9 protein-coding genes are annotated in these 20,617 nt (G+C 67.3%); 3 read left to right on the forward strand and 6 right to left on the reverse strand.

What is annotated here, in order from left to right; genetic code table 11:
* Positions 1-58: 58 nt before the first annotated feature.
* Together ACNR9O_RS02110 and ACNR9O_RS02115 are read right to left on the reverse strand one after the other, a co-directional pair.
* A complete protein-coding gene (locus tag ACNR9O_RS02110; RefSeq protein WP_473683370.1) occupies positions 59-1,414 on the reverse strand; it encodes a serine hydrolase domain-containing protein in 1,356 nt (451 codons plus the stop codon).
* Positions 1,415-1,470: 56 nt separating this feature from the next.
* On the reverse strand, positions 1,471-4,818 hold the full coding sequence (locus ACNR9O_RS02115) for a GH92 family glycosyl hydrolase (RefSeq protein WP_473683368.1): 3,348 nt from the start codon (positions 4,816-4,818) through the stop codon (positions 1,471-1,473).
* A 429-nt stretch (positions 4,819-5,247) separates the two neighbouring features.
* Between ACNR9O_RS02115 and ACNR9O_RS02120 the strand changes: the two genes are divergently transcribed.
* Entirely contained in the window at positions 5,248-6,714 is a 1,467-nt protein-coding gene (locus ACNR9O_RS02120; protein WP_473683366.1) for an MFS transporter, read from the forward strand.
* Positions 6,715-6,734: 20 nt separating this feature from the next.
* Entirely contained in the window at positions 6,735-7,472 is a 738-nt protein-coding gene (locus ACNR9O_RS02125) for a DUF899 domain-containing protein (RefSeq protein WP_473683364.1), read from the forward strand.
* 42 nt (positions 7,473-7,514) lie between these two features.
* Here the strand turns inward: ACNR9O_RS02125 and ACNR9O_RS02130 are convergent, their stop codons facing one another.
* The 4 genes from ACNR9O_RS02130 to ACNR9O_RS02145 form a co-directional block, all read right to left on the reverse strand.
* A complete protein-coding gene (locus tag ACNR9O_RS02130; RefSeq protein ID WP_473683362.1) occupies positions 7,515-11,261 on the reverse strand; it encodes a translocation/assembly module TamB domain-containing protein in 3,747 nt (1,248 codons plus the stop codon).
* A gap of 10 nt (positions 11,262-11,271) precedes the next feature.
* On the reverse strand, positions 11,272-13,038 hold the full coding sequence (locus ACNR9O_RS02135) for an autotransporter assembly complex protein TamA (RefSeq protein ID WP_473683360.1): 1,767 nt from the start codon (positions 13,036-13,038) through the stop codon (positions 11,272-11,274).
* A gap of 149 nt (positions 13,039-13,187) precedes the next feature.
* Complete coding sequence (locus ACNR9O_RS02140; RefSeq protein WP_473683358.1) at positions 13,188-15,788, reverse strand: glycosyltransferase family 2 protein; 2,601 nt, start codon at positions 15,786-15,788, stop codon at positions 13,188-13,190.
* Positions 15,789-15,936: 148 nt separating this feature from the next.
* Positions 15,937-16,404, reverse strand: a complete 468-nt coding sequence (locus tag ACNR9O_RS02145) for a Dps family protein (RefSeq protein ID WP_473683356.1) — start codon at positions 16,402-16,404, stop codon at positions 15,937-15,939.
* A gap of 140 nt (positions 16,405-16,544) precedes the next feature.
* Here ACNR9O_RS02145 and hrpA point away from each other — a divergent pair, with 140 nt between their 5' ends.
* Complete coding sequence (gene hrpA / locus ACNR9O_RS02150; RefSeq protein WP_473683354.1) at positions 16,545-20,588, forward strand: ATP-dependent RNA helicase HrpA; 4,044 nt, start codon at positions 16,545-16,547, stop codon at positions 20,586-20,588.
* The last annotated feature ends 29 nt before the right edge of the window (positions 20,589-20,617 follow it).

Consider the following 20,617-nt stretch of genomic DNA (forward strand, 5'->3'; position numbering starts at 1 on the left):
CACGATTGCCGTTGCAGGTCGGAGCGAGCCAAGTGCTATGCCGGCCTGCGCGGCGTGCTCAGGGCAGTCGCTCCTCCCGGCGCGCAGCGGGCATGCCATCAGCATGAAATTCCAGTGCCGTGGGGCGTCCCTTCGTATCGCGCACGATATGGATGTAATCGGTACCGTCGCCGGAGTAGTACAGAACGTCGCCTTCCGCCGCGACGAGTTCGCGATCGGGGCCGCCATCGCGCCGGATGGTGAGCCTGCCGTCGCGGGCGCTCAGCGTATGCGCGCTGTCGGCCGAGATACGGTAGTTGCCGGCCAATGCCTGTGCATCCTGTACGGAGAGTGCGTGAGGGACCCATGCGGTGTATGGGTCGCCGATGGCCAGCGCCCCAAGCCGGTGGGCAAGCGAGCGTGGGTTGGGGTGGCCGCCGTCGGTATTGGCGAGCACCACGACGGTGACATCTTGTGCGGGGAAATAGGTGAACTGCGTGGCGAAGCCCGAGATGCCACCGTTGTGCTCCAGCACCGGCCTGCCACGCACCGTGCCCAGGGCGATGCCGTAGCCATAAGGCACGGGCTGGCCATCGGAGGTCGCTTTCGGCGTCGTCATCGCTTCGCGCAGCGCGCCCGGCAACAGGGTGCCGTGCAGCGCGCGAAGGAATTTGAACAGGTCATCCACGGTGGACGTCAGCGCGCCGGCGGCACCGGGGCCGGTCATGCTGGCATAGGGCGCGCGCACGGTTTCGCCCTGAGCGTCGATGCCGTAACCATCCACCTGCCCGGGCACGATGCGTTCGTCGCCGCCATAGATGGTGTGATCCATGCCCGCAGGCGCGAGGACGAGTTCGCGCATCGCGCGATGCCATGGCTGGCCGGTCGCGCGCTCGATCACCGCACCCAGCAGCATGTAGCCGGCATTGCTGTAGCGCCATGCGGTACCCGGCGCGAAATCGGGCGCCTTGGCCGCGATGCGCTTGATCAGCGCCTGGGTATCGAGCGCCTCGGCCGGATCGGCTTCCCATTCGTCGCTGATGCCCGAAGTGTGATCGAGCAACTGCGCCAGGGTGATGTGCGCGCCGTTGGGAAAATCCGGCAGGTAGCGGGATAGCGGATCGCCAGGCGAAAGCCTGCCCATCGCCACGAGCTTCAGCACCGTGGCGGCGGTCAGTGTCTTGGTGAGGGACCCGATGTGGAAGCGTTGGTCGGCGGACAGCGGCACGGCCAACTCCATGCTGGCCATGCCTGCCGCGTCTCGGTAAAGCACCCGATCGCCCTTTGCCACCAGCACGGCGGCGCCCGGATGCCCGGCAGCCACCTCGACGGCGAGCATGGACCGCGCCTGCGCCGCAAGATCTTCCGCGGCGGTGGCCGGCAGGGCGAGGGCGTATAGAAGGCCGAACAAACGAACGAGGCGCACCTGGTTCATGGCATCCCTGCATGCGTTGGCATGGTGGCCGACTATACGCGAAGCCTCGGGCCGGTTCAGTGCGGTGACGTCTCTCCATTGCCCAGCCACTCCAGCTCGGCCAGCGCCGCCGGCGCGGCGTTGCCGAACCTCAACCGATACCACGAGTGGCTGCCCGGCTGCCGGATGCCGAATACACGCGTCTGGCCGGGCCATGGGAAGCGCTCGTCATGGCGGCGATCCAGCACGGTCCATCGTTTGCCGTCGTTCGATCCCTCCAGCGTCCAGTCGGCGGGGGCGTCGCCGCTCATCGCCGAGGTCAACGTGTACATCGCCACGCGCGCCGGAGCGGAGCCATGCCAGCTGACGGACGCGTTCGGTGCGAGCGCGCTTTGGGTGCTGCCGTCGTTGTCGAACAGCGCATCGACGTTGGCGATGCCTTTCGCTTCGCGCTCGCCCTTGCTGCCGTCAGTCAGATCGCGCAGCGGCTGCGGTCCCGCCGCGCCGCTGAGCGATGCTGGTAGCGCCGCCTCGTCGCTGGCCCAGCGCGAGGGCTGCGGGCCCATCTCGAAGCTCAGCGTGGCGCCATTGGCGAGTATCTCGTGCGGCAGGGTCAGCCGGTTCCACGGCTGTCCGTTGACGCGAACGCTCTGCACGTAGCGGTTGCGATCGCTCACCTGCGGCGCGTCGATCACGATATGCCGCCCGTTATCCAGACGGATGTCCATGTGCGGGAAGTACGGGGCGCCGATCACATATTCGGGTGAGCCCATGCGCAGCGGATAGAAGCCGGCGGCGCCGAACACGTACCACGCCGACATCTCGCCGTTGTCTTCGTCGCCGGGATAACCCTGGCCGATTTCGCTGCCGGCGTACAGGCGCGAGAGCGCGTCGCGCACTTTGTCCTGCGTCTTCCATGGCTGTCCGGCATAGGCATACATGTAGAGGATGTGGTGCGAGGGTTGGTTGCTGTGGCCGTACTGGCCCATGCGCACGTCGCGCGCTTCCAGCATTTCGTGGATCGGCTCGCCATAGCCGCCGACGTGGAACTCGCCGGGCGTGGCGAAGAACTGGTCGAGCTTGGCCGCGAGCTTGTCGCGTCCGCCGTACAGCGCAGCCAGGCCGGCGCCGTCGTGGGGCGCATGGAACGCCATGTTCCATGCATTGGTCTCGGTGTAGTCGTCGCCCCAGCGCAGCGGATCGAACTGCGCCTTGGTGTAGCGCCACTGGCCCTTGGCATCACGGCCGACGAAGAAGCCGATGTCCGGATTGAACAGGTGGGTGTAATCCTGCGCGCGCGAATGGAAGTACGCCGCGTCGTCGGCATAGTGCGCGCGATACGGATCGGCGGCGTCGCCTTGCGCGGCGAGTGCCGCGGCGAGATTGCCGATGGCGAAATCGTTGATATAGCCGTCCATCGACCAGGACAGGCCTTCCTTCACGCCGGTGTCGACATAGCCGTTGAAGTTGGAGCGTTGCAGGCCCTTGCGTCCCGCGCCGGCGACCGGGCTGGTCACGGTCGCGTCCTTCAGCGCGGCCTGGTAGAAGCCGCGCACGTCGAAGTTGCGCACGCCCTTGAGCCAGGCGTCCGCGAAAGCGACGTCGGCGCTGGTGCCGACCATCAGGTCGGCATAGCCGGGCGAGGACCAGCGTGCGATCCAGCCGGCATCGCGGTACTCCTGCACGAAGCCATCGATCATCTCGCCGGCCTGCCTGGGCACGAGCAGGGTGTAGGCGGGCCACGCCGTGCGGTAGGTGTCCCAGAAACCGTTGTTGACGTAGACCTTGCCATCGACGATGCGCGCACCGGTCTGCGTGGGCGTGTTGCTGCCGGCCGGCGCAGAGAACGGACTGGCATAGCGATACACCGGCTGCTCTTTGCTGCCGGTGTTCTCGAAGGCCGAGTTCGGATACAGGAACAGGCGGTAAAGGCTCGAATACAGCGTGGTGAGTTCGTCGCGGCCGGCGCCTTGCACAGCGACGATGCCGAGCTGGTCGTCCCAGCGCTGGCGCGCGCGCTCGCGCACGTTGTCGAAGCTGTCGTCCGATGCGATTTCCAGCGCGAGGTTGTGCTTGGCCTGTTCGATGCTGATCAGCGAAGTGGCGATGCGCAGGTTGACGGTCTTGTGCCTGGATGTGTCGAAACCGATCCATGCCGTGACGCTGTCGCGGCCTTCGCCGCTGAGGCGGCCGCTATGGGTGATCGGTTGATCGGCCTCGGCGTAGAAGAACAGGCGGGTGGCGCCGGTGGAGAGGCGGCTCTTCACGTCGGAATAGCCGCTGAAGCCGCGTCCGGCGGGATCGAGCGTGATACCGCCTTCGCTGGTGCGGTTGTCGAAGACCAGCTGGCCGCGCTTGCCGGGGAAGGTGAAGCGGAACATCGCCGCGTGATCGGTCGGCGTGACTTCGCCGACGATGCCGTTGTCGAACGTCACCTTGTAATAGTCGGCGCGCGCGACTTCGTGGTGGTGATCGAAGCTCAGCGCACGTACCTTGCGGTTGGCGCTGGGCGCGCCATCCGCCGCGGCCGGCATCAGTTGGAAGGTCTGGCGGTCGCCCATCCACGGGCTGGGTTCGTGCGAGAGCGCGAAGGCTTCCAGGCGCGGGCGATTGTCGTCGCCGTTGCGCTGCTGGTACTGGTACATCCAGTCGGAGCCGGCATCGGTCACCGGCGTCCAGAAATTGAAGCCGTGGGGCACGGCGACCGCGGGAAAATTGTTGCCGCGCGAGAAGTCGGCATTGGAGTTCGTGCCACGAGTGGTAATGACGTAATCGCTGGGATGCGTCGCGGTATCGGCCGGTGCATCGGCGATGCGCAGGTCATCCAGAAAGCCCTCGACCGCGCCGGCCGGACCATCCTGCACCAGCAGAATGCGCGTGATGGTGCGGCCCTTGGCCACCGCGCCCAGGTCGATGGCCAGCCGGTTCCACTGATTGGGATAGAGCGTGCGGCTTTCGCCTTGCGCGCGGGCGCTGGCGGCGATGCGGCGCTGGTCGCGCGCGGGCAGCGCGGACAGGCGCGTGCCGTCGTCGAAGATCAGGTCGACCGCGGCGTAGGTCGACGGATTGGCGAGGTCGTCGCCATGCGTGACGGGGAACAGCAGATAGGACAGCTGTGTTCTGGCGCCGACCGGAATCTTCACGTCGAACAGGGATGCTTCCTGCACCTTGCCGCCGGGACCGCGGTAATGCAGCGAGCGCAGTCCGGTGAAGCCGACGCCGGGTTTTGCGGTGAGCACGACGGTTTTATCCGGGCCGCCGGTCACGTCGGTGGCGAGCGTGCCCTTGGCCGCCAGCGGGGCGGGTTCGCCTCGTTCGAAAGAGCGATAGAAGCCGTCGTCGGACGCGGCGTGGGCCAGCGGCAGAGCTAGCAGCAGAGCCCATGACAGACGGCGCGTGGCGAAGGTGCGGACCCGATGGCGCATGCGTGTGTTTCCCCTCTGGAGGCGCCTGGCGCTGGGGTGTGGCCTGGCGCGGAAGCCCGATTTGAATCGTTCTAAATGAGATGTGTCAAACCGCGGCGCAGCAATGCCCTTTACTCCCTCTCCCCGGGGGGGAGAGGGTTGGGGTGAGGGGGACCTACGGAGCGTAGAAGCGGGAGCCTTCGAGCGTGCCCTGCTTCGTAGAGCTTCTTCCGCGAGCACCGGCCCCCGTCTGCTTGCCGCCATCTTCCTCGCTCCTCCACCCGGCTTTCATGAGCGAGAAAAGCGGAGCACATCCATGTGCTCTTCCCGCGTGCTCTCCGGAGGAGAGAAGAGTTCTTTCGAAATTGTCGATTCCAACCTTCGACATTCGTCGTTCCCACAAACCCGGCGCAAGATGCACCGGTCATCTCTCTCACAAGCGAGCCGAACATGACGAACGAGGTTTCCCCCGGGATGCACGCCGAACACCACGAGCGACGCCGCTGGATCGCGTTGCTGGTGCTGTGCATGGGTGTGCTGATGATCGTGCTGGACACCACCATCGTGAACGTGGCGCTGCCTTCGATCAAAACCGACCTGAAGTTCACCGACACCGAACTGGCCTGGGTGGTGAACGCGTACATGCTGACCTATGGCGGCTTTCTGCTGCTGGGCGGACGGCTGGGCGATCTGTATGGCCATCTGCGCTTCTTTCTGCTCGGCATCGCGCTGTTCACGCTGGCATCGCTGGCCTGCGGCCTGGCGCAGACGCAGGGCTTCCTGATCGCCTCGCGGGCGGTGCAGGGCCTGGGCGGCGCGGTGGTCACGGCGGTGGCGCTGTCGTTGATCATGGATCTGTTCACCGAGGCGGGCGACCGCGCCAAGGCGATGGGCATCTACGGCTTCGTATGCGCTGGCGGCGGCAGCCTGGGCGCGATGCTGGGCGGTGTGCTGACCAGCACGCTGACCTGGCACTGGGTGTTCCTGGTGAATCTGCCGATCGGTATCGCGGTGATCGTGTTCGCGCCGCGGCTGCTGCCGGCCACCAGGGGCGCGAGCGATACGCGTCATCTCGACGTGAGCGGCGCGATCACGGTGACCGGCGCGCTGATGCTGGCGGTGTACGCCATCGTCAATGGCAACGAGCGCGGCTGGACATCCGCGCGCACGCTGGGCGAGCTGGGCTGCGCGGCGGCGTTGCTGGCGCTGTTCTTCGCGATCGAGGCACGCGTTCGCAAGCCGCTGATGCCGCTGCGCCTGTTCGTCCGGCGCAACATCGCCGTGTCGAACACGGTGGGTGTGCTGTGGGCGGCGGCGATGTTCGCGTGGTTTTTTCTTTCCGCGCTCTATATGCAGCTGGTGCTTGGCTATGGACCGATGGAAGTGGGCCTGGCCTTTCTGCCGGCCAATCTGATCATGGCGCTGTTCTCGCTGGGCATCTCCGCGAAGCTGGTGATGCGCTTCGGTATCCGCAAGCCGCTGGCGGTGGGGCTGGCGCTGGCGGCGGCCGGCCTGCTGCTGTTCGCGCGCGTGCCGCTCGATGGGCACTACGTGCTCGACATCATGCCGGGGATGATCCTGCTGGGACTGGGTGCCGGCATCGCGTTGAACCCGGTGTTGCTGGCGGCGATGAACGACGTGGAGCCGTCGGAATCGGGCCTAGCCTCGGGGCTGGTGAATACCGCTTTCATGATGGGCGGCGCGCTGGGGCTGGCAGTGCTGGCGAGCCTGGCCGCTTCGCAGACCGGCGCGGCGCTGGCCGATGGAGCGGAGCGCGGTGCGGCCTTGCTGGCCGGTTATCGAGCGGCGTTTCTCGCCGGCGCCTGCTTCGCGGCGCTCGGCGCAACGCTTGGCGCGACGTTGCTCCGTCCGCGCGACATGGATGCCGCATCCGACGCGCCGGTGTCGGCGCACTGACTTGCACAGGAGACATCGTCATGACTCATCGCGTGGTATCCCGCGACGCATGGACCAGAGAACGGGTGGCGTTGCTGGCGAAGGAAAAGGAGTTCACCCGCCTGAAGGACGAGCTCAGCGCCGCGCGGCGCGAGCTGCCCTGGGTGGAGGTGACCGAGCCGTACGTGTTCGATGGCCCCGAGGGCGAGTTGACGCTGACGGATCTGTTCCGTGGACGCAGCCAGCTGTTCGTGAAGCACTTCATGCTGGCGCCGGGCCAGCGCAATCCTTGCATCGGCTGCTCGTTCGAAGTGGACCATCTGCAAGGCATCCAGGTGCATCTGGAAAACCACGACGTGTCGTATGTCGCCATCGCGCGTGCGCCGATCGAGGAAATCGAGGCGGTGCGTCGGCGCATGGGCTGGACGTTCCCGTTCGTGTCCGCATACCGCAGCAACTTCAACTATGACTTCCAGGTCTCGTTCACGCCCGAACAGATGGCGGCCGGCAAGGCGATCTACAACTATCGCGAAGAGCGTCCCGAGATGGCCGACTACTCGGGCGACAGCGTGTTCCTCAAAGATGAGGAAGGCCGCATCTTCCACACCTATTCCACGTTCGGGCGTGGCGGCGAACAGTTTCTCGGTGCGTACGGATTTCTCGACGTCATGCCGAAAGGGCGCGACGAGAACGGGCCGCATCACTCGTTGGGCGATTGGGTACGGCTGCGCGACGCGTATGGGCACGCCGGCGGGTGCTGCCACGCGCACCAGGCCTAGCCGTCGCGGGTTCCAGGCTCCGCTCCGGAATGGAGCGGAGCCTTACTTCTCGATGCGGTAATTGAGGCTGGCGCGATTGAAATCGGTCGCGTTCTGCGCCTCGAAGTTCCAGCGGTGGCTGAGGCGGTAGCGCATGGTGATCACCTGTCCCGGTTCGAACAGGCCCACGCCGTAGCTCAGATACAGGCGCGGCGAGAGGTACTTGCCGACGGTGAAGGCGGAGGTGCCACCGAGCGCTTCGTTGCTGGACACGCCCACATCGTCGATGCCCAGCTTGCTGCCCACGCTCTTGGCCAGCAGGTCGCCCGCCGCCGAACCCAGCGCCTGCGCGGCGGCGCCCACCATGTCGCCTTCGCCCCCCTTCACCTGCGACAGCGGTTTGCCGGTGATCAGGTAGGAGAGGGCATCGGACTGCTCCATCACGGGGTTGGAGAACACGGTGAGGATCGGGCGCTGTGCGGTGCCGCTGACCATCAGGCCGACCTTCTGGCCTTCGTCGATGGTGGCGTTGGGATTGAGCTTGCGGGAGGCGCGGATGTCCAGGCCGGGGTTGTCTACCGGCGTGCTGGCGAACAGGAGGCGGCCCTGTTCGATCTGCAGGTTCTGTCCGTAGGCTTTGTAGATGCCGTCCACGGTGATCTGGCCCTGGCCCGTGGTGGTGCGGCCGGGGCGTTCGCTGATGGTGAGCGTGCCGCCGAGTCGGCCATCCAGGCCGAGGCCGACCAGGTGCGTCTTGCGCCCGAGATCCACCTTTACTTGCGCGGTGATGGGCATGGCGGCGGCTTTCTCTGCCTGCTTTTCCTGGTCGACCACCACGACATCGGGCGAGGCCTTGGTGGCGCCGGCGCCGGGCAGCTTGGAGACGTCGATATCGGCCAGATCGAGCGTGACGGCGCCGCCGACGTTGATGCCTTTCGCGTCCTGGGTGATCTGCAGGTCGGGCGAGACGATCACTTTGACGGACGGGATGTCGGCCGCGGTGAACTCGCTGCCCTTCACGCCGATCGCGGCGGTCGCGCCCTCGCCGAGCCCGGCATGGCCGTCGATGCGCAGCGTGCCCTTGCCCGAGCGCACACTGCCGCCGATCAGGAACTGCTTCGCATCGGCGGTGCTGACGGTGAGCTGGCCCTGGTCGAGCTTGAGGCCGGCGGAGGGCACTTCGGCGGCGAAGCCGGTGACCGCGGCCTGGCCGATCACCTGCGGTTGCGCCAGCGTGCCGCCGAAACGGAAGTTGCCGTTGGCGGCGCCCTTCACGCTGGCCAGTTCGCTGGTGAACAGCTCCAGCACTGCGAGATTGCGCAGCTGCAGTTCGAGCTGGCCACTCAGTGCCTGCTGTGCGCCGTTGACGGCGATCTGGCCGTCCAGACGGCCGCCGTCGCTGAGGCTGGCGCGCAGGGTCGCGCTCTGGCTGCCGGGGCTGAGCTGTGCCTGCACGGCGAGATCGCTGTAGGCCAGCAGCGGATGCTCGGGATGCTCCAGGTAGGTGACGCTGCCGCGCGAGGAGGTGATCGACGCGGAGCCGTTGAGCGCCCCGGCCGCGTTGCGGCGGATATTGCCGCTGCCGCCGAGCGTACCGTCGGCGCGCATCGGCATGTCGGGTCCGGCGAAGGTCATCAGCAAGGCCAACGGCAGATCGCGCAGGCGGTAGCTGGCGTCGAGGTTGCCGGCCTTGTCCTGCCTGGCGGCGAGGCACAGCTGCGGCTCGCCGGCGCTGAGGCACAGCTCGGACAGGCTCATCGAGCCGTCGTTATAGGCCAGCTGCGAAGACTGCAGCAGGTGCCAGCGGGGCAGGCCCTTGGGCTCCAGGTCGAGCGTGGACAGCGTGCCGTTCCATGCGCTGCCCTTCATGCCGCCGTTCAACGCGACGCGGGTGGATAGCTGCTCGCCGGTCGCCTGCAGGGTCAGCCCATGGCGCTCGGCGGTGCCGTCGCCGCGCAGATCGATGCGGTTGAATGCCAGGCCGCCCACGGTGGCGCGGCCGGTTTCCAGATCGAGCTTGCCGCCGGGATGGCTCAGATCCGGCACGCTGGCGGTGAGGCGAAGACTATCGATCGCCTGGTCCGCATAGACGATGCCATGTCCCTGCAGGTCGCCTTCCAGCGAGAAGGTCGGCTGGCGTCCGCGCAGGCGGAAATCGCCCTGCAGGCGGCCCTGTGCATCGGGCAGCCAGTCGCCGAGCGAGGCGATGGCGAGGTCGAGCTGGATGTCGTTGCTGCTGCCGGGCCGGGCCTGAAGCTTGATGGTGCTGCCGCCGGAGGCGAGGTCCAGCGTGCCGTCCACGACCTGTTCGGGCGTGAGATGCAGCTTGCCCTGGCCGCGTACGGCGCGGTCGCGCAGCGTGCCGGCGAGCTTGCGGATCTCGAGCGTGGCATCCGGCTGGTCCTTGGGCAGGGTGCCGGTGGTGGCGATGTCGAAATCCAGCGCGCCGTTCCAGCCGGCGAGCAGCTGGCCGGGATCGAGCCTGTTCGCGGTGGCGTCCAGCTGCCAGGCCAGCGCCGGCTTCAGGGTGAGCGTGCCCTTGGCCTGCATGCCGCCCTGCGGCTGCTTGAGCTCCAGCGTGTGCAGGCTGATCGCCTTCGGCGTGCCGTCCAGATTGAGCGCGAGCTTGGCCAGCTTGCCGGGCGGTCCGACATCCACGTCGCCCTCGGCATGGAAAGCGTCGGCGCTGCCGCGCGCCTTGAGGCTGCCGTGGCTGGCCAGGTCCTGGCCGACCAGCGAGGCGGGCAGCAGCAGATCCTTCCAGCTGATGGCCAGGTCGCCGCTGACAGGCTGCGCGCCGAGCTGCACGGTGCCGCTGGCTTCTAGTTGTCCCTTGATCTGCGGCGAGCCCAGCGCGAGCTGCTCGAGCGCGAGCGTCTTGAAGTCGTCGCTGAAGCGTGCGCGCAGGGGCTGCAGCAGCAACTGGTAGTCGTTGAGTTCCACCTTGCCTTGCAGTGCGCCACCGTGGCGGTCGCCACTGCCCTGCACGGCGAGCCCGAGCGCGCTGAGCGAGCTGTCGCCGAGCAGCGGCTTGGGATTAAAGCGTGGTGCATCCAGGCGTGCATTCCAGGCGTAGTCACCGCTTTGCGCGGCGTCCACGGTCAGCTGCAGTGCCGTCGGCTGGGTGAGCTTGAGGTCGGCCTTGATGCGCTTGCCGTCGCCTTGCGCTTCGATGGTGCCGGCGTAGTCCACGCCGGCGACCTTCCAGGCAAAGCCGGCGCTGCCGTCGCCCTTCTCGCCGGTCTCGATCACCAGCGCGCCGTTGAGATCGGCATGGCCATCCGGCGCGAGCAGGGAAAGCTTGCGCAACTCGACGCCCTTGCCGGTCCACTGGCCGGCGAGGTCGAGGCGGCTGGATTGGAACAGCGGCTCGCCGGCCTGGGTGATGCGCACGCTGCCGACGTGCACGTTGTCCAGCACGATGTCGAGCGGCGGCTGTAGCGAGAAGCTGCTTTCGCTGGGCGGCTGCTCTTCTTTCGGCTTGGGCAGCGCGACGTCCACACCGTCCACTTGCAGGTCCAGCACGTGCACGCGCTTGCGCAGCAGCGGCCAGACGCGCAGGTCCAGCGCGACGTCGGCGACCTTCACGTCCATGCCCTGGCCGTCGTCGTAGCGCACGCCCTTGAGTCGCAGAGGCCCGACGAGGCGGCCATCGGCCTGCTGCACGGTGAGTGCGCCGTTGGTAGCCGCCTGGGCGCGCGCCAGCGCGAAACGCAGGCCGGAGGCGCTACCCAGCAGCCACCACAGCGCGACGGCGAGTACGAGCAGCAGCACGCCGAAGGCGAGGGCGATGCGCTTGAGCCATTTCATCGTGCGCTCCTCACAGATCCGGGCCGATCACGAGGTGCAGTTCCACCCCGTGCTCGCGCTTGTCATGGACGGGAGTACCGAGATCGACGCGGATCATGCCCACCGGCGAGAGCCAGCGCAGGCCCAGGCCCGCGCCGATGCGCGGGCGGTAGTCGGTACCGTTGAAGGCGTTGCCCGCGTCGACGAAGGCGGCCATGCCCCAGTTGCGCGTGAAGTAATGCTCGACCTCGGTGCTGGCGACCAGCAGGTTGTGACCGCCGATCACGCGGTCGTAGCTGTTGCGCGGGCCGATCGACTCGAAGCCGTAGCCGCGCACCGAGCGGTCGCCGCCGGCAAAGAAGCGCAGCTGCGGCGGCAGCGCATTGAAGTCGTTGGTCCAGGTGTAACCGGCGCTGCCGCGCAGGATCAGGCGGTCGCGGCGGGTGAAGGCGCGGATCCATTTCGCGTTCGCGGCGATCTGGCTGAAGCTGGTGTCGGAGAGCAGCGTGCCGACGGTGCTGCGCGCGTAGACGTCGATGGACCAGCCGTTGCGCACGAAGGTCGGGTTATCGGCCTTCTTCTTCGACAGCGAGGCCTCCGGATAGAACAGCGTGCTGCGGCCGCGCTCGATGCCTTCGGCGTCGTTGTTCTCGCCGGCGCGCTTGCCCACGGTGAAAGTGCCGGACAGCGCGTGCAGGCCGATGGTGCGCGTCCAGCCATGCCACAGGCGGCTTTCGTTGGCGACCAGTTCGAGCGTGCGCTCCTTGGAGGTCGTGGTGTCGGCATCGCGGAAGTTGGCGCCGAAATTGAAGGCGCGCTGGTTGTCGCCGGGCATGGGGATGGAGTACAGCGTGGACAGCGTCTTCAGGCGTTGCGCCAGCACCAGCTCGTTCTTCCACTTGTGGCCGCGGCGATTGATCCAGCGCCGTTCCATGCCGGCGCGCACGCCGGCGCCGGTATCGGTGCCGATGAACGGACCGCCGGTGTAGATGGTGCGCTTGGCCGGCGCCAGCTGCACGGTGATGTCGATGACGCCGTCCTTGGCCTCGTCCACGTCGGGCAGCACGTTGACCACGGAGAAGTAGTCGGCGCCATTGAGCGCCTGCTGCAACTGGAGCAGCTGGTCCTGCTGGAAATAATCGCCGCGCTTGAACGGCACGTAGCGATCGAGGAAGCCTTCGTTGAACTGCGAGCCCTCGAAATGCACTTCGCCATAGCGGTAACGCTTGCCCGCCTCCCAGGCGAGTTTGATCTGCGCGCTGCGGTTGGCGCGGTTGACCTCGACGGTGTGGGTGACCAGTCGCGCGCCCAGGAAGCCATTGGCGGTGAGCGCGGCGCCGAGCGCGTCGCGCGCGCTGTCGTAGGTGCCGTGATTGAGCTGCTGTCCCTTGAGTCGCTCGATCGCGCGCCTGGCGCGGCGGATCGCGGGGATGTCGTCGGCGTCCTTATCCAGCCGGACCTCGGACGAGGTAACCATGACCGGCTCGCCGGGCTTCACGTGCAGCGTGACGCGCCAGTCGGCGCCGACCTGCAGGATCTCGCCATCCGCGCTCGCCTCGTAATAGCCGTATGGCTCCAGCGCGGCGCGCACCTGCTGCGGTGCGCGATCGAACAGGCGGCGCACCTGGGCGTCGCTCACGTCGCGATTGGCGTATTGGGAAAGCTCGACGCCGGCGATCACCGGGCCTTTGAGCGTGTCGTCCACGCCGTCCACCACCAGTTGCACGCCCGCCTGCGCGAGCGGGCAGAACAGCAGAAGGGACAGGGCGGCCAGGCCCAGGCGTCGGTTTCGGCGCATGCGGTGGTTCCATCCGATGGGGCGGCAGGCGAACGCGTCGCCAGCACGCAGCTTAATAGGTGGAAGCTTGACCGCAAATGGACAGGGCGGGTTTCTCGGATTGAAACGAAGCGTTGCGGGAGAGCCTCACGCAGGCTCTCCCGTGACGATCAGCCGGCCTTGTCGCCGGCCTTGTGCGCGATCCAGGCGCCGACGACGGCCGATACGTAGGGAATGGACTGCGCGGCGAGGATGAACATCCACAGCGTGCTTTCCACGTAGTACGTGCCGTAGGCCTTGCCCATGCCGACCACGCACAGCAGCAGGGCGATCGCCATCAGCATTTCCTCGCGCACCGGCGCGAACGCGGCGAAGTTGCTGCCGCCGAGGCGGCGGCTCTTGGCGGTCACCACGAAGGAGGTCTTTTCGCGGGTCAGGCCGTGCAGGATGCCGCGCGCGATCGCATGCGACAGACCCATGCTGGCCAGCGACGCCATCAGCGTGTCGTACCAGCCGCAGGGCACGCGGGCGCGGTACAGCACGATGCCGAAGATCGCCTTGGCGAAGAAGAAGCCGATCACCGGGATCAGGAACAACTGCATTGGCAGGGTGAACAGCTTCGGCGCGGCCACCATGCCGGCGGTCCAGAAGATCGCCATCAGGGTGAAGATCAGGTGCAGCGCATCGGCGAACCAGCTGAACCAGCCGGTGAGGAAGTGGAAGCGCTGGCCGGCGGAGAGCGGACCCTTCTTGGTCATCCAGTCCCAGCGACCCTTGAGGATCTGCATGGCGCCGAAGGCCCAGCGGTAGCGCTGGCTCTTGTAGGCCTTGAAGTCCGCCGGGGTGAGGCCCTTGCCCATCAGTTCGTCGACGTAGACCAGCTCGTAACCGGCGTGCATCAGGCGCAGGCCCAGCTCCGCGTCTTCGCAGATGGTCCACTCGGACCAGCCGCCGGTGCCTTCCAAGGCCGAGCGGCGCACCATCGTCATGGTGCCGTGCTGGATGATCGCGTTGCGCTCGTTGCGGTGGTGCATGCCGATGCGGAAGAAGCCGTCGTATTCCCACGCGGTCATGCGGCGGAAGCGGTTGTGCTCGAAGTCGCGATGCGCCTGCGGGCACTGCACCACCGCCACCTTCGGATCGTGGAAATGGCCGGTGAGCGTGGCGAGCCAGTCCTGGCGCACCACGTAGTCGGCATCGATCACCGCCACGACGTCGGCTTGCGGATCGGTTTCCTTGAGGCCGAAGTTCAGCGCGCCCGCCTTGAAGCCGGGCCACGGCTCCAGATGGAAGAAGCGGAAGCGGCTGCCGAGTTTTTCGCAGTACTCCTGCACCGGCTTCCAGATCGCCGGATCCTTGGTGTTGTTGTCGATCACCAGGACTTCGTAGTTCTCGTAGTCCAGCTCGGCCAGCGAATCGAGGGTGACGATCACCATCTCCGGCGGCTCGTTGTAGCAGGCCAGGTGGATCGACACGAACGGCTGCTTCGCCGGCGGATCGGGGCGCAGCATGCCGGCGTGGCGTACCCACGAGCGGCGCCACAGCACTTCGGTGAACTCGAAGCCGTTGATCAGCAGGATGGCCAGGATGGCGATCTGCGCCGGGAACAGCAGGACCAGCATGGTCCAGTCGATCCAGCTCAGGTAGAAATTGAAGGGCAGGGTGGCCGACCACACCACCAGGCCGCAGGCCAGCTGGATCAGCGCGGCGAAGAAGAACCGCCCGGTCAGCTTGAAGCGCGCGAAGCGGCGCCCGAACCAGACCATCGGCAGCAGTGCCAGCAGGCTGGCGGCCAGCGCCTTCCACGGCCAGCCGGTGTCCTCGGTCACCGGGCCGGTGAACGGGAACTTGGGCTGGCGGTCGGCATTGAACATGCCCCAGTAAGCCTCAGTGCGGCCGGCCAGCTTTTCCTTCCAGGGCTGGTCGAAGGCTTCCATCACGTAATAGTCGATGTTGTCCTTCTTGGCCTGGTTGAACCAGGTGCGCAGGAAGATTGCTTCGTCGGAGACGGAGGGCTGGGCGTACTTGAAGCGGTCGCCGTTGGACGGCCAGCCGATTTCGCCGATCACGATGTGCTTGTTGGGGAACAGCTGCTGCAAGGCTTTATAGCTGTCCTCTGCGTCCTTGACCGCATCGGCGCGCGGGATGCCGTTCCAGTACGGAAACAGGTGGACGGTGATGAAGTCCACATGCTCGGCCAGCTCCGGATATCGGGCCCAGATGTGCCAGGGCTCGGCGATCGACACCGGCTGCTTGATCGCCGCACGCACGCGATCGGCGTAGGCCATGAGCTGCTCAGGCGTGAGGTCGCCGCGGAACAGCACCTCGTTGCCCACGATCACGCGGGTGATCGAATTGGGATAGCGGCGCGCCTGGGCGATCAGCGCTTCCAGCTCCAGCTCGTTGTTGTCCAGGCGGCGGTCCATCCACGCGCCGGCCAGCACATCCAGCCCCTCGTGCTCGGCCAGGCGAAAGACCTGGGGATTCTGCAGGGTGGAATAGGTGCGCACGCGCGAGGTGTAGCGACTGAGCAGCTTCAGATCGCCTTCGATTTCCTCGTCGCTGGGGAAATCGTTCTTCAACGGATTCTGGTAGCGCTGGAAGGCGGACAGGGCAAAGCCGCCGATCGGGCCTTTCCAGTCTTCGGGACCGTGGGGAAGGTTGCTCCACCACCACAGGCCGATATTCATGGCCGCCACGATCAGCGCGAGCACGATGGCTGCAAGTAGTGGATGCCGGCTGTGGCGGGTGGCTGACGCGGTGGCGCTCAAGAACGATCCCCGTGGTTGCCTCTCACACGAGGCGCTAAAGCCCCGGGAGCTTACCGAGCCGGGGCGGCCGGCTCAATAAAGGCTTGCCCCAGGTGGTCAGCGCGAGGTCAGGGGGAAGGCGAGGGGAGCGCCCCTCGCCCCGGGATCATCACTTGAGCAAGGAGCGCAGCATCCAGGCGGTCTTCTCGTGCTCCTTCAGGCGGCCGGTGACCATGTCGGCCGTGCCTTCGTCGCCGGCCTGGTCGGCCACCTTGATGGCCTGCCGGGCGGTGTGGGCGGCGATTTCGTGGCCCTCGACCAGCTGGGAGACCATCTCCTTCCAATCCGGCACGCCGGATTCTTCCTTGATGGTGGTGAGCTTGCCGAACTGGCTGTAGGAGCCGGGGGCGAACACATCCAGGGTGCGGATGCGCTCGGCCACCTCGTCCGCGGCCAGCCACAGCTCGTTGTACTGGGTCTCGAACATGGCGTGCAGGCTGTTGAACTGCGGGCCGGTGACGTTCCAGTGGAAGCTGTGGGTCTTCAGGTAAAGGGAATAGGTGTCGGCGAGCAGCTTGGACAGATGCTTGGCGACCTCTTCGCGGTCCTTCTTGGCGATGCCGATGTCGATGGCCATGGGGCTCCTCCTTCCGGATGTCTTTGCGGAAAACCTGGAGATCGAGCTTAGCCGCCGGGTGCGTAGCGAAGAAATGAATCCTTCCGATGCCGCCGATAGCCGCGAGCTATGGCGCGCCAGCCGTTATCATGTGCGGTCCGATGAGCGATACACCTGCCTCCCCCACCGTACCCGGTCCTTCGCCCGACACACGCCTGCGCGCGTTGCGCAAGGCGCTGGACGGGGTTTCCAGCCGCGATTTCGGCCGCCTGCTGGGGCGCTGGCGCGGTCTTTCACGCCGCGCCGACGAAACCCGGCTGACGGCGCTGGCGGCCGACATCGAGCGCTCCGCGGCGAAACGCCGCGCCCGCGCCGAGGCCAAGCCGGCGATCCGGCTGGACGAATCGCTGCCGATCACGGCGCGCGCCGACGACATCATCAAGCTGATCCGCGAGCACCAGGTGGTGGTGATCGCCGGCGAGACGGGGTCGGGCAAGACCACCCAGCTGCCCAAGCTGTGCCTGGCCGCCGGCCGTGGCGAAGCCGGCATGATCGGCTGCACCCAGCCGCGCCGGCTGGCCGCGCGCTCGGTGGCGCGCCGCGTCGCCGAGGAATTGGGCACCCAGCTCGGCGACCAGGTCGGTTTCCAGGTGCGCTTCACCGACCAGGTCTCCGAGCGCAGCCTGGTCAAGTTCATGACCGACGGCATTCTGCTGGCCGAGACGCAGGGCGATCCTTGGCTGTCGGCTTATGACACGCTGATCATCGACGAGGCGCACGAGCGCAGCCTCAACATCGACTTCCTGCTCGGCTACCTCCGGCGCCTGGCGGCGAAGCGGCCGGACCTGAAGATCATCGTCACCTCCGCCACCATCGACACCGAACGCTTCGCCGAGCATTTCGGCGGTGCGCCGGTGGTGTCGGTGGAAGGGCGCACATATCCGGTGGAAGTGCGCTGGCGCTCGCTCGACGAACTGGGCGAGCGCCGCGCTGGCCGCGACATGCAGCAGGGCAGCGCCGAGCACATCGGCGCGGTGCTGGACGAAATCACCCATGCCGATCCGCGCGGCGACGTGCTGGTGTTCCTGCCGGGCGAGCGCGAGATCCGCGACGCGCATCTGCTGCTGTCGCGGCGGCAATACCGCGAGACCGAGATCCTGCCGCTGTACGCGCGCCTCTCCGCTGGCGACCAGGATCGCGTGTTCAAGCCGGGTCCGAAGCGCCGTGTGGTGCTGGCGACCAATGTGGCCGAAACCTCACTGACCGTGCCGCGCATCCGCTATGTGATCGACTCCGGCCAGGCCCGCGTGAAGCGCTACAGCCAGCGCAGCCAGCTCGAGCGCCTGCACGTGGAGCCGATCTCGCGTGCCGCGGCCGACCAGCGCAAGGGGCGCTGCGGCCGCGTGGGCCCGGGTATCTGCTACCGCCTCTACGACGAGGCCGACTATGCCAGCCGCGCCGCCTATACCGACCCGGAACTGCTGCGTTCTTCGCTGGCCAACGTCATCCTGCGCATGCTGTCGCTGCAGCTGGGCGAAGTGGACGATTTTCCGTTCCTGGAAGCGCCGGATCCGCGCGTCGTCGCCGACGGCTATCGCCGTCTGGCCGAAATTTCGGCGATCGACGACCAGCGCAAGCTGACGGCCATCGGCCGCACGCTGGCCAGGCTGCCGATCGACGTGCAGCTGGCGCGCATGCTGGTCGAAGCGCAGCAGCTGGGCAGTCTGCGCGAGCTGCTGCTGCTGGTTGCCTTCCTGAGCATCCAGGATCCGCGCGAACGCCCGGCCGACGCGCGCCAGCAGGCCGACGCGGCGCATGCGCAGTTCGCCGACCCGAAGTCGGATTTCGCCGGTGTGCTGAATCTGTGGCACGCGTACGACGAGGCGCATCAGGAACTGACGCAATCCAAGTTGCGCGACTGGTGCGCGCGGCATTTCCTCAGCTTCATGCGGATGCGCGAATGGCGGGAGCTGCATCGGCAGTTGTTGCTCGTCGCCGAGGAGCTGGGGTGGAACCCTGCGTCGCTATCGCTCTCTTCTCCCAAGGGAGACGGTCGTGGCGAGGTGCCGCGGGCGCGAAAGAGCCAGCCGGTGCCCCAGGCCAGAAAAGGCGCTCCGAACAAACCTTTCCGCGAGCCCCGACCTCATAACGCCGAGGGGAGTGAGGGTGACGAGCAGCGCTTGTATGAGGCCGTTCATCGCAGCCTCCTGGCCGGTCTTCCCACCCAGGTCGGCCACAAGGACGAAAAAGGCCTCTACCGCGGCACCCGCGAACGCCGCTTCCAGGTCTTCCCAGGCTCGGCGCTGGCGAAGGTACCGCCGAACTGGATCTTCGCCGCGCAAATCCTCGACGTCGGCGGCAAGGTGTGGGGCATGATGTGCGCCCGCGTGGAGCCGGCATGGGTAGAGCAGCAGGCGGCGCATTTGCTGAAGGCCAGCTGCCGCGATGCGCATTGGTCGCGCAAGCGTGGCACCGTGGTGGCTTACGAGCAGGTGAGCCTGTTCGGCCTCACCCTGGTCGAGCGCCGGCCGGTGACGTTCCAGCAGCAGGATCCTGCGCTCGCGCACGAGATCTTCGTGCGCGAGGCGCTGGCCCGCGGCGACATCGATGCGCGGGCGGATTTCGTGCGCGCCAACCAGCGCGTGCTGGAAGACGCGCGCGGCATCGAGGCCAAGCAGCGCCGCGAAGGCCTGATCCGGCACGAAGACGAGCTGGCCGGTTTCTTCGAAGGCAAGCTGCCGCAGGACATCGCCAGCAGCCGCGCGCTGGATGCCTGGTACGGCCGCGCGCGGCCGGCCGAGCAGGCGGCGCTGCGCTGGTCGCTGGACGACGTGATGGTCGGCGGCGCGGGACTGGACCCGAAGGCGTTCCCGGCTTCGCTGGACACGGGGCCGCAACGCTACCGGCTGGAATACCGCTTCGTGCCTGGCGATGAGGCTGACGGTGTCACGCTGCATTTGCCGCTGGCGATGCTCAACGCATTGCCCGCGGCGCGCTGCGAGTGGCTGGTGCCTGGCCTGGTGGGCGACAAGGTGGCGGAACTGATCCGTGGCCTGCCCAAGGCGCTGCGGCGCAATTTCGTGCCAGCGCCGGATTTCGCGCGCGCTTTCGTCGAGGCCGAGGCGCCGCGCGATGAGCCGTTGGCGCGGGCGCTGGCGGGGTTTCTCAAGCGCACCACCGGCGTCGACATCGCGGCGACGGAATTCGACGCCGCCGCGCTGCCGGCGCATTTCCACATGCGCTTCCGCCTGCATGACGAAAAGGGCCGCACGCTGGCCACGGGCCGCGACCTGGGCGCCCTGCGCGGGCAATGGGAAGGGCAGGCGCGTGAGGCGTTCTCGCGCAAGACCGACCTGGAACTGACCCGCGAGGATGTGACCAGCTGGGATTTCGAAGACATCCCCGCGCAGGTGCGCTCCGAAGGCGGCCTGATGGCGTTCCCCGCGCTGGTCGATCTGGGCGACGCGGTCGCGCTGCGCGTGTTCGAGCGCGGCGACGAAGCGCGCGAGGCGCATCGCGGTGGCGTGGTGCGCCTGCTGCGCAACGCGCTGGCCAGCGACATGAAGCAGGCGCGCCGCCGCCTGCCGATCGCCAATCCGCTGGCGCTGAAGTACGCGCCGCTGGGCAGCGTGGACAGCCTGCGCGAAGACCTGGTGGAGGGCGGCTTCGACGATCTGCTGGCGCGCCATGCGCTGGACGTACGCACGGCCGGCACGTTCGAGGCGCTGCGCACGCAGTTCTCGCGTGACCTGTTCGGCGCGGCGGTGGAGCGGCTGAAGCTGGCCGAACCGATCATCGAGGCACAGGCCGACATGAAACCGTGGCTGGAGCCACCCCTGATCGGTTTCGCGCGCGCCAGCTACGACGACCTGCGCGAGCAGCTGCCGAATTTGCTGGAGCCTGGCTTCCTGCGCGAACTGCCGACCGCGCGGCTCGCGCACCTGCCGCGCTACCTCAAGGCGATGCGCCTGCGTGCCGAGCGCCTGCGCCAGGACCCGGCCAAGGACCAGCAGCGCATGCTGCAGGTGCTGCCGTACTGGCGCGAGTACCTCAAGCATCGCGCCGGCGGCGCCGATGCCGCCGAGCTGGCCGAGCTGCGCTGGCTGATCGAGGAGTGGCGCGTATCGCTGTTCGCGCAGGAGCTGAAGACGGCCGAGCCGGTCTCGGCCAAGCGGCTGGCGCGGGCGCTGGAAGCCTTGGGCTGAGCGGCGGAGAGCCGGCCGCCAGGTACTAG

This window comes from Dyella sp. CR10 (assembly GCF_055814425.1).

Excerpts from the sequence above, each read along its gene's own strand:
- ACNR9O_RS02115 (WP_473683368.1), bottom strand. The coding sequence starts at position 4,818 with ATGCGCCATCGGGTCCGCACCTTCGCCACGCGCCGTCTGTCATGGGCT.
- ACNR9O_RS02125 (WP_473683364.1), top strand. The coding sequence starts at position 6,735 with ATGACTCATCGCGTGGTATCCCGCGACGCATGGACCAGAGAACGGGTG.
- ACNR9O_RS02120 (WP_473683366.1), top strand. The coding sequence starts at position 5,248 with ATGACGAACGAGGTTTCCCCCGGGATGCACGCCGAACACCACGAGCGA.
- ACNR9O_RS02130 (WP_473683362.1), bottom strand. The coding sequence starts at position 11,261 with ATGAAATGGCTCAAGCGCATCGCCCTCGCCTTCGGCGTGCTGCTGCTC.
- ACNR9O_RS02145 (WP_473683356.1), bottom strand. The coding sequence starts at position 16,404 with ATGGCCATCGACATCGGCATCGCCAAGAAGGACCGCGAAGAGGTCGCC.
- ACNR9O_RS02110 (WP_473683370.1), bottom strand. The coding sequence starts at position 1,414 with ATGAACCAGGTGCGCCTCGTTCGTTTGTTCGGCCTTCTATACGCCCTC.
- ACNR9O_RS02135 (WP_473683360.1), bottom strand. The coding sequence starts at position 13,038 with ATGCGCCGAAACCGACGCCTGGGCCTGGCCGCCCTGTCCCTTCTGCTG.
- hrpA (WP_473683354.1), top strand. The coding sequence starts at position 16,545 with ATGAGCGATACACCTGCCTCCCCCACCGTACCCGGTCCTTCGCCCGAC.